Below are 15,115 nucleotides of genomic sequence, written 5' to 3'. Positions count from 1 at the left end.
AAAATCCTTATTTTTATTTATTGAGGAAACAGGTAGACCGCAAAAATTTGCGTAGGGTTGTAGAGATAGATTAGATGTATTTAAAATTCAAAATAACCAACCTCCACATATAGTCTGTGTTGATTGAAGGATGAAGAGTGAAAATGCTGATAGATAGAGAATTTTCTTCGGTTCATAAATTTTAGCAGGTTATTTTAATTATTTTTCTAATTATGAAAATTTTTGTTTATAGAACTTCTAAACTTCGATTCGCCCCCAAAAAGGTCCTCAAAGACCTAAAAGAACGCTATAATAAAAACATAGGAAATCTAGATAAAAGGATGAGGGAATCATGTTCAAAAAGGGAAAAACACACCAACAGAAAAATTTATTCGGTCCGTATTATGGCTACTCTGAAGCCATGAAAAAAAGATTAGAAAATAGTTGGGCAAGCTCTTTTTTTGAACATATATTCCTCGCTATTCGAGAAGAACGTTTCGCTGTTTTATACAGCGAAAAATACAGTCGCCCCAATGTTCCTGTACAGACTATGGTCAGCCTATTGATCTTGAAAGAACTCAACCAACTAACCGACGAGGCGTTAATAGACGCTTTCTACATTGATTACCGCTTTGATCACGCCTTGGGAATTGAAAATATTGATTCGGAACGAATCTGTATCAACACGCTCACGCATTTTCGTAAAAGACTCCTTACATACGAAGTTCAAACGGGACGAGATCTCCTTGGAGAAGAGATCGCTTTTTTGTCTGAACATCTTGCTGAATCGATCCAGTTGGACCGATCCTTCGGGCGAATGGACTCCATGTTAATATCCAGTAATTGCAAGAAAATGTCCCGAATTGAATTGATCTACACGGTGAACCGAAATATGGTACGGGCAATGAACACTCTGGATGGGATAGATATTCCCGAAACCTATCAAGCCTATTTAAAACCTTCTCATCAAAAAGAAATGCTTTATCGTCTACATATGGACGAAACCCAGACCCGTACCGATTTTCTCTTAGAACAATCCCTTGCACTATATCATTTAATGAAATCTAGTGATCAGGGTAAGGAGACCGAAGCTTTTACACATCTTGCTCGCTTAATAGAAGAGCAGACAGTTGAAACAGAGGAAGGGACGCGTATTCCACTTCGTGGAAACGAACTCCCTTCAGGGAATTTGAATAATCCTTCAGATCCCGATGCTACTTTCCGCAAGAAAGGAAATACAACTTCTGTCGGCTATACCCTAAATTTTCTTGAAATCCGAGACCGTGATAAAAATGTAGGTCTTCTTCTTCATTACGATGTAAAAGCAAACTGCTACATCGATCAAGCCTTCGGTGAAGATTTTGTGACTCATCATCCTTTAATGGAATCCCTCCACACTTTAGTGTGTGACGGCGCTTATGATCGTGTGGAAACGCTAAAAAAAGCCAAAGAAAAGCAAGTTGAATTTCACGTTACCAATATGACAGGAGGAACTTGTATAAAGCAACAAATCCCTGTTGATCATTTTGTGATGGATCAATAAAATCGTATTACTCAATGTCCTGGGTGGAAAGAACCTCTTTATACAGAATACCGTCCCTCCAAAGGAGTTTATATAGCAAAGTAGACCAAAGCAGACTGTAAAGGTTGCCCTCTGCAAGTCAAATGTCCGATTGTAGAAGGAAAAGAACTGATGCGTCTTCGGTTTACGGATAAGCAGCGAATCGCTGCGCTTACCCGAGCGAAACTTCAAAGCCCGCAATCTCGAGCGTTGGCTTGTTTTCGTGGTGGAGTTGAAGGAATACCTTCGGTATTACGAAGAACATGGGGAGTTGATCGCCTACCAATTCGGGGGCTTCTCCGATCCAAGATGTGGATCGGATTAAAATGTAGGCCCACAATATTCGTCAGGCACTCCAGTACCATCTTAAGGTGGCCTTACCTCGTTTTTTGGTTCTTTATATTCCTGCATTTTTCGGTTATTCGTCGAAGTGGTCCCTACATGGATGATGGGATCATAGGCTTTTTGGGAGCGAATCCTTAATAGGACCTAATAAAAAAGATTTGCGTCAGTATATAAAACAAAACGATTGTACACTATGCAAAAATAACAAATGAAAGTTTCTTCGGTACTTAAAGTGTGAAGGAAGTGCCAAATCCCAACCGTGATAGACCGTTTCATTCACTTGGTTCACTCTTTTAGATTTATTATCTGCGAAGTTTCATCTCTTTGATGGTACCCAATTAGTAAATGTGCTAAGGTTTATAATTCAGCTATTTTTGCTAGTCTTTATCTTTTTTTGCATAATATTCTTTTAAATGTAGTTAAGGATACTTAATAAGAACAAAATTAATTAACTGCCTTCCCTCCAAAGGGGAGGAAGGCACCAATTCAAATAAACTCTGAAAGAAAACCTAAGCTTACTAAAAGAATAATCACACCAAAAAAACTCGAGGCAACTGCGAAAAATAGTATCCGTTCCCTTCTCACCCAAAAACTTAGACAATAAGCGAAGGCTGGAAATGGGAATAGAATGCTTGCGATCTTCCAACCGGTAAATAGAAAGATAAAGGCAAGTAACAAGCCCAAATAACCAGATATTTTCCTAAGGTTCAGTAACCGTTTCTGTTTGGCTGTTTCCTCCACTTCCCAGATACCAAGTGCTTCTTCTGTGGACTTCAATTTGTATGGTTTTTCTGCTTGATAATAGAGGTACATCGGCTGAAAGTATGGAATTGTACCATGGAGTGAACTTTTCCCCCATGTAAACGGTTCTCCAGAAAGGGGGAACGTTTTGTAAGGATGACTCCCTCTCATCTCCCTTTTTGGATAGGCAGGTGAAGGTTCATGCTCAGTATCAATTGAAAATACGATCCTCTGTTTTTCCGTTTGGCCAAAGTATTTTCGCCAGCGTAAGGTTCTAATGGAGGAAAAAAAGAAACGCCACAGCTGTTTACGTACCGTGTAGGCCATACTCGTATCCACTGGGACCCATCCGCCTTCCAAGTACACCTCGTTCCATACGTGAGCGTGGTGCTTTCCCATGGCAAAGGCACCGACCATCACACGGCAAGGAATACCTAAGGAACGGCAAAGCGAAGCATACAGGAAAGAGTACTCGCCACAATCGCCTTTTTTGGATTTTAGGAAATGATCAACACCGCGAGCTTTGACAGGGAATTTGTACTTAAAATGATTCACCATGTATTGAAACAATAACCTTGCTTTTTCCCTATTGTCAGAGGCTTTTTCCGTGAAGCTTGCTGCCATTTTTTCTATGTCTTCATTCACAGGAATAATCGGTGTTGAGCGTGTGTATCTTTTTTCTTCTTCCTTAGTTAAAGGAGTGTTTTCAGCTACTTCCCCCTGTATTCCGACATGATAAGAGGCATATATCTCTTCTCCTGGAGCTAACTTATAGTAACTGATGCGGTTCCCAATGGTATCAACAGATTCTTGGTGAGGAACTTCCTTTTCTTCTGATATTATGGATTGTATATTTGTTTTAGGAGGATTGGCTAACCATACCTGAACATAGTCTGAAGTTTCATTTTGGTATTTAAAAGAATAATGAACCTTTTTCACCACTTCACCTACTTTTTTGCTTTGGTATTGAACAAGAGTCTCCCTTGCATCCTCCGATAGGAAGAATCGTTCTGCGTTGAGCTAACCAATCATAAATAATAGGGCCCGCTCCTGCCCAAATCGAAAGCTGTATAAAAGGGACCAATACCCAGAAAAGAGGGATCTGTTTAATAATTCTTAGAATACTAGAGATCCCTGTTTCCATTTTTCGATCTTTGAGTTGGAGGGTGTGCATCCTTTTTTCAGCTTCTTCTTTATTTATATTATACTGTTCCAAGATCATACTGTCTCTAATCGATTCAAACTGAAACTTATGTCTCCTATCAATTTTTTCAAGGACACCCATGCTTTTCGAACAAAGGGGACAAAATGAATCATAAAATATCATGACTTTCGGTCGCTTACTGGATTTGTTTAGTATCATAATTTTCCACCCTTCCGTTCTGAAATTTCTGTTTGACTTTAGTGGCTGACAAACTTATATAAGCAAAGGCCTTTTTGTATTCTCCATCACTAAGCATTAGGAACTGTATAGAGATCATGATAGCAGAAAAAGTGAACAGACCCATAATAATAGCTATGCCTGTGTGTAAAGCGATGATATTAAACATGGCTATATATTTTGTGTACCGATTGAGCAGTAAAAATGGAAAAGACAGTTGAATAAAAATAGCACTATACGCACTAATCATTAAGATAATGTCAGAGGAGGAGATTATTCTCTGGAAAAAAGGATGGGTGTACTCTCCCACTTGCAGTATATAATATAGTGCCGTACCATTTGTCCACATCTCCCCCATAACTTTGTGCAGACCGGATGATAAGTATAGAAAACATAATTGGAGAATAGTTGTCGCAACGGCAAGGTTATGTAGGGAGTTCGATAATGGTTTGGGTTTAGGTTTCGCTTTTCCGGCTTTGAGCCTGTGGTCGATTGAAAAGTAACTTGAAGTATTAGCAAATCACCAGACGTGTTATTAAACATCTCAGATAATATTATTGGGTAATTAACAGACCGGACTCAGTTACTTTAAATAGCTTGTACTGTTGTTGTTCGTGTACAGAGGTAATAATGAAGCTAAGGAATGCCTGAAAGAACTAATCACCCGTTTTAAAATTGTGGAACAACTACTTGAAGACGATTTAGTAAACAAAGAGTTATGGATTTTCTATTACCTATTTATAGTTAAGGGGAAATTATTGAATAGTATATAAATAAAAAAGAGATCGTGCCACCTTTGAATAAATATAGGGAAATTAGAGAAATAGAAATGTATTCTAGGTTTTTAGCAGAATACTATAAGGAAAAGGGGCGACATAACCAAGACCTGCAACAACTGCCGTTTTCAATGAGTAAGCCCCAACTACTGCTGGAATCGCTTCAGGATTGGTACCGCCTTCTGTTACCTGATCTATATTAATCTTAGACTGTGATTGAATATCATCTGTACTCGCCATAGCTGACGTGGTTGTTTTTGCTCCTGTAAACAAGTCCAATACTAACGTACTTAAAATCAATTGCATTTTCATTATGATTCTGCTCCTTTACTAAACTTCAATACTCTTATTACCCTACAACAACAAACATCATTCTGTTATATCCAACCGGACTCTCAAATTATTCAAATTATAATACAAATATTTTTAAATTAATGATATCATTAATTTAGAAATAATATTAGGCATGTAACTAAATTTGTTTTGATTATTCGTACTTTCATTTCTCAAACTTTGCACAATATAGTTAAGGAGGTGGATATCATGGAAATGGGAAAGGTATTAAAATACTATCGCTTGAAAAGAGGGCTGAGTCAAGAGGAGGTAGCCAAATCAATTGTTTCCCCATCCTACTTATCTAGAATTGAAAATAATAAAACGACTGTTGAAAAAGAAACACTTCTCCTGCTGTTTCAAAGAGTAGGTGTTGAATATGACAAGATTCAGTCAGATGAAGAAAAAATAAAAAACATTCTACATCTATGGGAAAAGAATCTCTTAGATAATAAAAAAGAAGAATGCATACAAATAGATTTAAAACTGCATGATTTGATTCACCCCTTCACCAATTTACAACTTCAATCTGAGTATCACATTAAGAAAGTCAGGACAGCCATCATTCTTGATGAGTATGACGATTTAGATAATTCTATAAAATTCATAAACGACTGCTATGAAACCTTATCTCCAAGAAATCGTTTCTTTTATTTTAAACATCTCGGAGAATATTATTGGGTGATGAAAAGACCAGGTAAGGCTAAGGAATATTTCGAGAAAGGTTTAGCAGAATATTCTTCTATTCATCTTAGTGAACTAGAACAAGCTGATCTTTATTTCCTTTATGCTTTAGTATTATACGTGTTTCAAAAAGAAACTTTAAGTTTTTCCTATGCTCAGTCAGCACTAACGATTTATCAAAATAACTATAAATCTAGGCAGTGTTTGAAGGTTCATATTCATATTGGAATTTGCTTTAGCAACAGGGGAGATGTCCATTCCGCCTTCACCAACTTCGCAAAAGCTAGAACATTGGCAAAGGAGATCAATGATCATGAGCATCTCGGAGTAGTATACTATAATTTTGCAAAAACATATTTACTAAAACAAGAACTATCTCTTTCAATTAAATATATAAAAGAAGCCATGAAGTATAAAGAACAGACCACACTCAGTTACTTTAGTTCTCTGGTTCTGTTGTTATTCGTGTACAAAAAGAATAATAATACTAGGGAATGCCTGAAAGAACTAAACTATCATTTGAAGATTGTGGAACAACTACCTCAAGAGGATGTAGTGACCAAAGAGTTTTGGTTTTTCTATTTACTCTTAAATGCCAATGAAAAAGAGTTAGAAATCTATGTAAAAAAAGAGTTTCTACCAACTCTAAAGAAATACCGAAAAAACAAAGAGGTAGAAATGTATTCTAGATTATTAGCAGAATACTATGAAAAAAGGGCGATATAAAAAAGCGATAAGTTTTTATAAATTAGCATTGAACTATGCAACATTCTTGGTTATTGACGAATAGGATGTTATATTTCCATGGAGTAAACCAATTAGGCGAATAATAATATCGAGAATGGAAAAGCAATAGTGAAGTAACATAAATTGAACACTTGTAAAATACGCTTCTTTTTTTTAAGATGGTGCATTAGTGAAGATACTGAATTCTAAAACAATAAAATTTAGGTGATCAAGATGTTAATAGAAGTAAAGGTTATAAATGAAGTCTTTCATATTTTATAACCTGGTATCTGTTTATTTCTTGTCCGTGCTTAAGTTTTTTATTTTCTAAAAAACATTCTAAGTGACAAACAACCATTTTATCGTGAGATCGATACCTTTGAAATACTATGATTGTAAGTTTTAAGAAAGAGTTAAATTATTTTGTATCAAATACTTAGTGCTCCAGGGGGAATACAAGTACGCAAAATAATACTTTTGCGAAAATCTATTCTAGTAAAATGAGATCACATGTGGAGGCGATTTGTGAATTTGTATTTCCAGTAAAGTAGCTGACGTGTGTTTAGTTATAAAGGGAGAGAGAGCATGTCTTCACCAGAGATCAATCCAAAAACAACTCAGATGAATCGTCGCACTTTTTTAAAACGGACGCTAGCAACAATAGGGGGCATGTTGGTATTTTCCATACCAACATATGCCTATACAGGAGAGCGGCACTGGATCGAGATTACCAACCATACGATTGCGTCGCCACGTATTCCCAAGTCGTTTAACGGTGTGCGTATGATTCATATCAGTGATTTACACTATGGGCATTACTTAGATGAAACACACTTGGCAAAGATTGTCGAACAAATGAATGCATTACAGCCAGATGTAGTATGTTTTACAGGCGACTTCATCGATCAACAGTTGTCTCTACAAGATGCGGAGAAAGTGCGATCTGTTCTTACACGATTGTCAGCTAGACTTGGGAAATATGCCATACTGGGTAACCATGACTACTGGGGAGACGAGCACTTAGTTACGAAAACATTAAAAGAATCTGGCTTTCAAGTGCTAGTAAATGCCACAACGACGGTTCAAATTCAGAATGAATTCATCCGTATATCTGGACTAGATGATTTACTAGAAGGCTCGCCAGATATGAATCAGATCAAGTCTGCGTTTAAAGAAGATCAATTCCATATTATGCTCATGCATGAACCTGACTTTGCTGACCATATTTCACAGTATGCGGTTGATCTTCAATTGTCTGGTCATAGCCATGGGGGGCAAATTCGTATTCCATTTATGGGTGCTCCTTTAACCCCGGAATACTCCAGAAAATATAAAAGTGGCTTATATCAGAATATAAATCGTAGTAAACTTACCTTGTACACCAACCGCGGGCTTGGGACTACGATTTTGCCACTTCGCTTTTCTTGTCGGCCGGAAATTGCAGTACTGCAATTGCAACAACAGTTGTAAGTGAAAAGTGCGTATGAGGTTAGTTTAGACTGCTCATTAGCTCCTTTCACATAATCCATCTGAAGGTCTCATAGGCTATCCTCAGGTGGTGAATTTATGTCCCATATTTATGTATTAAATAACGGTGCCGGTAATCCGGATGGCACTTTGTCAGTTATAGATGGTAAGACCCATACCTTGATTGCTAATATTTCGGTCGGGCCTGTTCTGCCTTACTTTGTAAAGGTTACGCCGAATGGAAAATATGTATATATAGCTGCTCTACAAACCATTACTGTCATCGATACTAAATCGCTAGCCGTAATGGCCGTGTTACCCAGTGGCAGTGGTAGTAATATTAGTTTGACAAATACAAGTATTGTGTTCACACCAGATAGTCAGTTTGCATATATCGGTACACAAGATGACTCATTTGTTGTCGTGATAGACGTCAAAACACACACACTCATAGCTAGAATATACGTTGGAAGCACACCGAATGCACTTGTGATGACACCCAATGGACAGTATGTTTATGTTGCCACTGGTGGTAGTCAGGTGTTGGTGATTGAGACACAAACCCATCAAATCATTGCTACAATTGCAATAAGTGAAAGCTCACTCGCCATAGATATTATGCCAAACGGAGAATACATCTATGTTGCCAATACCGGTAATATGGGTCATTCACCTCCCTTACAAAATGAAAAATCAGTCGCGGTCATCGATTCTAAAAAACATCAGATTATCGCAACGGTTTCGACTGGTTTTATTCCGACTGTGATCAAAGTTACACCAGATAGTCGTTATGTGTACGTAGGGAGCCGTAATAGTGGAACAATAACGGTAATAGACACCAAAAGCAATAAACCAATCTCTACGATAAGCTTTCCACCATTTGTTGAAGGAATAGGTCCCGAAACCATCATTTTCACGCCTGATTCACAGGTGGCTTATATTGGTAATATTCTTGCCAATACAATTGGTGTTATTTCTACCAAATCACATCGATTAATTGCATACATATTGGTACCACCAATTATCCAATTTACGTTCTCTCAACCATATCGTTTAGCAATCACAGCAAGTGGTAGATATGTTTACTCAGCTAACCGGCTTAACCATAATGTATCGGTTGTCCAAACCAAAAATCATACGGTCATTTCCACCATTCAAGTGGGGATACAGCCTACTTCCATTGCAGTAACACCGTAATACGAACGAGAAAAGTTAAAATATAGGGACTCTATACGTGATACTAGCCTACATTTACGAGTAAACAATAGGGAGAGGAAGCAAGAATTAACGAAAACTGCTATTTTTTTCTAGCGTCATGCATCCTTGTATGATATTATGAAACCATCATTTAAGCGGAAAGGAATCGGTGGCTCGAATCATGGATCAATAATCTGGCTACTCATAAGAAATGAATACTATTATTCTTTCTAGAGCTGGATTAGTCTGTCTATTTTCGAGCAAATGATTTTGTATTTCCCTTTGGATATACGGTATATTTGTGTTGAAAAAAAGCAGGGCCTCTCTAGAAAATTGGGAGGTTCTTTTTTGATGTCAATTGTGGAGATGAATGGAATAAAAAAGGAATTTGGAGACCGTTTGTTGCTAGACATCCCGTCCTTCAAAGTGGAAAACGCGCAAAAAATTGGGATAGTGGGTAGAAATGGAGCAGGAAAAACGACACTACTTCGCTTAATAGCGGGAGAAGAAAAGGTGGATGAAGGTCGTATAAAGGTATCTGTAATGAAACAGTGGATTCGTCAGATGGATATGGAGCCAAATCCTAAATGTGAAAGTGGAGGGGAAAGGACTAAAAAAAGGATTATAGAAGCACTGATGCATAAAAATGGACTTTTACTAGCCGATGAACCGACGAGTCATTTAGATCTGGAATCACGTAAGTGGCTAGCTAAGGAATTAAGAAACTATGCAGGTGCGATACTCCTGGTCTCTCATGACCGTTATATTTTAGATCAAGTATGTACGCATATGATCGAGATCGAGCAAGGTAAGATTTATTATTATGAAGGAAATTATACCGCTTATGTGAAACAAAAAGATGAAAAGAAAAGACGCCAGCAATATGAATATGACGAATACCAAAAAGAAAAAAGACGTCTTACACATGCCATCACGCAAGTCAAACAACAAGCGCAAAACATGAAGAAATCCCCTGCACGTATGAGCCACTCCGAAGCAAAATTAAGCAAAATGAGAGTTGAAAGTAAACGCTCAAAAGTGAGTCGCAACGCAAAAAGCATAGAAACACGTTTACATCAGCTAGAAAAAAAAGAACGACCCTATGAGCCTGCACCCGTCCAATTTGATTTTGAATTATTTAGGCCTTACCGAGGTCCATATAGTATCAGATTGGAGCGTCTTACTAAGAAAGTACCAGACAAAGTTTTATTCGAACATTTTAGTTGTGCCATTCCTACTGGGGCTAAAGTAGGTGTTAGGGGCAGGAATGGTTCGGGGAAAACGACGCTACTACAAGCGATTAAAGAAAAAGAGGCTGGTGTTATCATACCAGCAGCGGTGAAGGTAGGTTATTTTGAGCAGACATTGTCTCATTTGGATCAAACAAAAAGTGTTTTAGAGAACATTCAGATGAGTAGTCCTTATCATGAAACATTTATTCGAACGGTGTTAGCCAGATTACAATTGAAAGGAGATCATGTGGATAAGTCCATTTCTTCTCTAAGTGGTGGAGAGCAGGTTAAGGTTGCTTTGGCTAAACTGTGCTGTGGTGCCTATGATCTTCTGATTATGGATGAACCTACAAATTATCTGGATATTACAACGAAATTAGGCTTAGAAGAAGTATTAAGCGCATATCAAGGAACCTTATTATTTGTATCACATGATCGCACTTTCACGAATCACCTATCTGATCACATGATTGTACTTCATGAAGGGAAGGCATCTTTTTATAGAGGCAATGATGAAATCGACTTGAAGAAGCAAGAAGAAAAGAATGTGGATCAAGCAAATCGTCTTTTGCAGCTACAACACGAACGAAATGAAATTATTAACAAGCTTTCGTTTGCAACATCGGAACATGAGAAGAATGAGCTGGAACTACGATTTCAACAGCTCATTCTTCAACTAAAACAATTCCCCAAATAAGGGATGATTTTTGAGATGGGTAAATGGATCTAGTTCTCTTTCCATTTAATATTACAACCAAGACTCGGCTTTTGCGGACTTGGAATGGCTTTATTTGCTAATAAGCATTCCAAGGCGGTGCGAAGCGATGCACCCGTTACAGGTATGTCATTACCAGGACGGGAATCATCTAATTGACCACGATATGCGAGTTTTAGATTGTGATCAAATATATAGAAGTCAGGTGTACACGCCGCTTGATAAGCTTTAGCGATTTCTTGTGTCTCATCGTATAAGTAAGGGAAAGGATATCCCAGCTGTGTACCGACTTCACGCATTTTTTCGGGTGAATCGTCGGGATAATTTTCTACATCATTCGAACTGATTGCGATAAAAGATATGCCTTTTGGTTGATAATCTTTAGCTAATTGAATGAGTTGCTCTTGTACATGGATGACGAATGGGCAATGGTTACAAATGAAAAAAATAACCGTTGCTTGTTCCGATTTTAATTGTTCCAGTGTTTGGGTTTCACCAGATAAGGTATCTGGTAGGGAAAAGTGTGGTGCAGAACTACCTAGTGGTAGCATATTTGACTCAGTACGTGCCATTCATATCACCTCAGTATTAAATGGTCTTTCACTTTTAGTATAATATGTAAAGAGCCTGTTATGCTAGTTAACCCAGTGTGTAAATATTTAAGTTGAAAAAGAGGAGAAAAACGATGTTTCATCACGAACTAACGGATCCAGAATTGGCACAGATTTTACAAGAATTTGACAGAGAAGATCATTTGTTATACTACTCTTACTTAACCGTTCGTAAACGACTAACGAGACATTTTGGGCAATATCGATCAGATGGAGCATTACTTGGTATCATGGCCTATTGTGAGGGGTTGCCCTTTTTTGCTTGTGCTTATTTGATCAAAGAGAAGACCTGTGATTTAACAAAGTTATTTGCTTACATATGTAGTGAACTACGTTTACCTCCCACCACACGCGGAAGTACTTTGGTCTCACAACAAGATCTTGCTTGGTTTGTAAACGCATTTCAGACCAAGCTGATTCGAAATATGGTGATCATGAAGCATGCAAAGTCAGCAAATTTACCAAGCTATTATGATGAAGTCCAGCAAATTAAACGACAGGACTATGGCAAAGTGAAGACATATATGCAGGAAATGGATGCGCTGATATTTACAGAAGATAGCTTCAACCGACCTTTTTGGGGGATAATGGATGAGGGAGAATTAGTTGCGATAGGTGGATTTCATAGTTATCAAAGTGACTATGTTGAAATTGGTAATATTGGCACGGCGTCAAGAAAGCGGCGCCAAGGATTTGGCAAAAAAGTCGTATCCGAGCTTACGCGGCAAGGAAAAGCTTGTGCCGATGATATATACCTATATGTAGAAGAGCATAATCATGCTGCTATACGTATGTATGAGTCGTTGGGATATACCCGTATGCATGTCGTATTGATGATCGAGTTTGGGCTCCATAGACGAATTGAGTAGGGCAAACACGCAATCATCTTTTCACATTTATTCATATCTTATCGTAGTTTGAATGCCAATGTGAAAGGATTGATTGTATTGAATCGTGCAGATACTAGTAGAAATATTCAAGTGGTTAACGTTGCCAGTGGCGAACAAAATGTGTGTTGCGGAGGGACACCTCCACAAATTAGAGGACTTTTATCCCTTGAGAGTGGTCAATTTTATATTGTGGTCTGTCGCATTCAACCAAGTAGTGTATTGTACTATGTGGTGACAAATGGCATACCACGCCAAAATTTGGGAACCATTAATTTGCCATTAGCCAGATGTATCCTATTTAGACCGATTTAAATCACGCGAGAGATATATTATAGTAAAAGTATCTTTCATTCTGTACTAGGTTAAGGAGGTCAAATCATGCAACTTTATCCAATAGCGAAAGGTATTGTACGTAGTTTTTTATCTCTGTACCATCGCGTAGATATTATTGGAAGGAAACGAGTGCCTACTGAAGGTGGTTTAGTCATCATTGGAAACCATATTAGTAATCTTGATCCCGTATATATAGGGGGTGCATGTCCTCGCCCGGTTCACTATATGGCTAAGCAGGAGTTATTTAATCATAGCGGTTTAGCCAAATTGATTAGAGCGCTTGGCGCCTTTCCTGTCAATCGTGAAAAACCGAGTATTAAAACCATCAAAACAGCGATTCAATATTTAAAAGATGGAGAAGTGATCGGGCTTTTTCCAGAGGGAGCACGTAAAGGAAGTGCGGAGGAACTAGGTGAATTAAAGCAAGGAGCTGCTTATTTTGCAGTAAAAGCCAATTGTCCCGTACTTCCCTTTTTTATTTCGGGATCGGAAGCAGCGCTCCCGAAAGGAAAGTTATTCATTCGCCCTACAAAAGTAACGATTGAGATTGGGGAGCCGATTTACCCCCCACAAGACATGAAGACAAGTGAACAGCAAACTTATATCAGCCAAGAAATTATGAATCAACTACGTAACTTTAGAGTTAAAAATTCGTAATAAGACCTATTATTTCTTGGGAAATAAATGAGAGGGTAGATCGTAAATTTGGGAAAAGTTTGTAGCAAGGGAATATCAAGGAGCATCTGAAGAAAGCGTAATCAACACAAACCGTCGTTAGTATAATTGCAGGTGCCTGATGTGTATAAACAGAACATGGCAGAGATGTTAGGAAGCTGACTATTATCACGGGCAACACACCCGACTTTTCAGAACCTGCGGATAAAAAGAAAGCTTTAAAAGCCATTATTGTGAGTCAGAATCAAATCTCACAGTATGATGTTCTATTTTTTGATATGTGGAATCATTCCTTTTCCAAAGAACTTACATATCTATCAACAGATTGTGTGCACCCCAATTCGATGGGATACAAACGATCTAATCTGAAGTGCCCATGAGGCAACTTGCCAAGCTCGTGTTGCCTCATCATTCTAATTCGAATACTTTAAATGTGTAATCATATATATAGAAGTAGAGGCTTTTTTATCATGTCAGGAGTGGGAGGTTCATTTTCATGGCTGATCCTTTGGTAAGCGTGTTAATTCCAACTTTTAATCGTCCAAAATGGTTTCGAGAAGCATTAAATAGTGTTTTAGCACAAACCTATTCGAATATAGAGATTGTGATTTGTGATGATAGTACAAATGATGATACCGAGAGACTTATACAAAAATACTTAAGAGAATTCCCACAAATCAAATATTATCATAATGAGACTAGATTAGGGCAGTTTGATAATGACCTAAAACTATTTGAACGAGCTCAGGGAGAGTATATTAATTATCTAATGGATGATGACTTATTTGCCCCCACTAAAATTGAAAAAATGATGGCTTACTTTAAGAATGACAAAGAAGAAAAATTGGCTCTGATCACTTCTCGAAGGCATATTATTGATGGAAATGGGAAAATACAAGACGATATTCCCCAAACTAGACCGGTTTTTGATCGAGATATGGTGATCATCGGTCGATGTTTCGCTGACTATATGATGGGAGCAGGCAATTGTATGGGTGAGCCGACGACTGTCCTATTTCGCAAAAAATATTTAAAAGAGCCTTTTGGCACATTTGCAGGCCGGCGCTATCGATGTAATGTCGATATGGCAACATGGCTCAATCTTTTGCTAGAAGGGGATATGATTTACATAGCAGAAGGATTAAGTTATTTTCGTAAACACCCAGAACAACAAGCATTAAGCGATAAAATGCTGATTGGAGGTACGATTGACTATTTTCATATGGTGTTATATGGATTACAGGTTGGGTTGTTACAAGAATCGAATTATAGGCATCTTGCCATAGAACGAGCAAATCTTACGCTAAAATATTTATTTTACATGGTGCCTAGAATAGCTGCAGACTATCCGGATGATATAACGGAAATTATGCAACTCAAATTACAATTAGAAAAGAATGAACCAGTACCTATTAAAAATTATAATAATTCAGAAATGAAACAGGACTTGTAGATCCCTATGTCGAAGC

General features: G+C 37.8%; 13 protein-coding genes and 2 pseudogenes. 10 read left to right on the top strand and 5 right to left on the bottom strand.

All coding sequences use genetic code 11. The features are described 5' to 3' along the window. The first annotated feature begins 331 nt into the window (after positions 1 to 331). Complete coding sequence (locus IC619_RS14535) at positions 332 to 1,522, top strand: transposase (protein WP_191140867.1); 1,191 nt, start codon at positions 332 to 334, stop codon at positions 1,520 to 1,522. A gap of 102 nt (positions 1,523 to 1,624) precedes the next feature. Then, positions 1,625 to 2,023: pseudogene (locus IC619_RS17415) on the top strand (transposase); the annotation flags it as partial. A gap of 348 nt (positions 2,024 to 2,371) precedes the next feature. Here the strand turns inward: IC619_RS17415 and IC619_RS14525 are convergent. From IC619_RS14525 to IC619_RS14510, 4 genes and pseudogenes are all read right to left on the bottom strand, one after another. Then, positions 2,372 to 3,565 carry a transglutaminase domain-containing protein gene (locus IC619_RS14525; protein ID WP_191140868.1) on the bottom strand — a complete coding sequence of 398 codons (1,194 nt, stop codon included), beginning with the start codon at positions 3,563 to 3,565 and terminating at the stop codon, positions 2,372 to 2,374. Positions 3,566 to 3,569: 4 nt separating this feature from the next. Further along, positions 3,570 to 3,953 carry a thiol-disulfide oxidoreductase DCC family protein gene (locus tag IC619_RS17410; RefSeq protein ID WP_224749742.1) on the bottom strand — a complete coding sequence of 128 codons (384 nt, stop codon included), beginning with the start codon at positions 3,951 to 3,953 and terminating at the stop codon, positions 3,570 to 3,572. A gap of 13 nt (positions 3,954 to 3,966) precedes the next feature. Continuing rightward, positions 3,967 to 4,509 (bottom strand): annotated as a pseudogene (locus tag IC619_RS17405) (HTTM domain-containing protein); the annotation flags it as partial. 334 nt (positions 4,510 to 4,843) lie between these two features. Next, the gene (locus IC619_RS14510; RefSeq protein ID WP_191140870.1) at positions 4,844 to 5,095 is read right to left on the bottom strand and encodes a hypothetical protein; all 252 of its coding nucleotides are present in this window, start codon (positions 5,093 to 5,095) and stop codon (positions 4,844 to 4,846) included. 231 nt (positions 5,096 to 5,326) lie between these two features. Here IC619_RS14510 and IC619_RS14505 point away from each other — a divergent pair, with 231 nt between their 5' ends. From IC619_RS14505 to abc-f, 4 genes are all read left to right on the top strand, one after another. After that, a complete protein-coding gene (locus tag IC619_RS14505) occupies positions 5,327 to 6,526 on the top strand; it encodes a helix-turn-helix transcriptional regulator (RefSeq protein ID WP_191140871.1) in 1,200 nt (399 codons plus the stop codon). 585 nt (positions 6,527 to 7,111) lie between these two features. After that, on the top strand, positions 7,112 to 7,996 hold the full coding sequence (locus tag IC619_RS14500) for a metallophosphoesterase (RefSeq protein WP_191140872.1): 885 nt from the start codon (positions 7,112 to 7,114) through the stop codon (positions 7,994 to 7,996). A gap of 96 nt (positions 7,997 to 8,092) precedes the next feature. After that, entirely contained in the window at positions 8,093 to 9,190 is a 1,098-nt protein-coding gene (locus IC619_RS14495) for a beta-propeller fold lactonase family protein (protein ID WP_191140873.1), read from the top strand. A gap of 351 nt (positions 9,191 to 9,541) precedes the next feature. After that, complete coding sequence (gene abc-f, locus IC619_RS14490; RefSeq protein ID WP_191140874.1) at positions 9,542 to 11,119, top strand: ribosomal protection-like ABC-F family protein; 1,578 nt, start codon at positions 9,542 to 9,544, stop codon at positions 11,117 to 11,119. 29 nt (positions 11,120 to 11,148) lie between these two features. On the opposite strand, the gene IC619_RS14485 is transcribed toward abc-f, so the two are convergent. Beyond that, a complete protein-coding gene (locus IC619_RS14485; protein ID WP_191140875.1) occupies positions 11,149 to 11,709 on the bottom strand; it encodes a thioredoxin family protein in 561 nt (186 codons plus the stop codon). A 113-nt stretch (positions 11,710 to 11,822) separates the two neighbouring features. Between IC619_RS14485 and IC619_RS14480 the strand changes: the two genes are divergently transcribed. From IC619_RS14480 to IC619_RS14465, 4 genes are all read left to right on the top strand, one after another. Beyond that, the gene (locus tag IC619_RS14480) at positions 11,823 to 12,617 is read left to right on the top strand and encodes a GNAT family N-acetyltransferase (RefSeq protein WP_191140876.1); all 795 of its coding nucleotides are present in this window, start codon (positions 11,823 to 11,825) and stop codon (positions 12,615 to 12,617) included. 78 nt (positions 12,618 to 12,695) lie between these two features. Continuing rightward, positions 12,696 to 12,950, top strand: a complete 255-nt coding sequence (locus tag IC619_RS14475) for a hypothetical protein (RefSeq protein ID WP_191140877.1) — start codon at positions 12,696 to 12,698, stop codon at positions 12,948 to 12,950. Positions 12,951 to 13,016: 66 nt separating this feature from the next. After that, positions 13,017 to 13,628 carry a lysophospholipid acyltransferase family protein gene (locus tag IC619_RS14470; RefSeq protein WP_191140878.1) on the top strand — a complete coding sequence of 204 codons (612 nt, stop codon included), beginning with the start codon at positions 13,017 to 13,019 and terminating at the stop codon, positions 13,626 to 13,628. Positions 13,629 to 14,142: 514 nt separating this feature from the next. Next, positions 14,143 to 15,099 (top strand): glycosyltransferase family 2 protein, encoded by a 957-nt coding sequence (locus IC619_RS14465; protein WP_191140879.1) that lies wholly within the window; start codon positions 14,143 to 14,145, stop codon positions 15,097 to 15,099. Positions 15,100 to 15,115 lie beyond the last annotated feature (16 nt).

The sequence above is a fragment of the Polycladospora coralii genome (genome assembly GCF_014773435.2).
Classification (GTDB): domain Bacteria; phylum Bacillota; class Bacilli; order Thermoactinomycetales; family Thermoactinomycetaceae; genus Polycladospora; species Polycladospora coralii.
The sequence above is the reverse complement of the archived record's forward strand: the minus strand, read 5'-3'. Positions and strand labels throughout refer to the sequence as shown.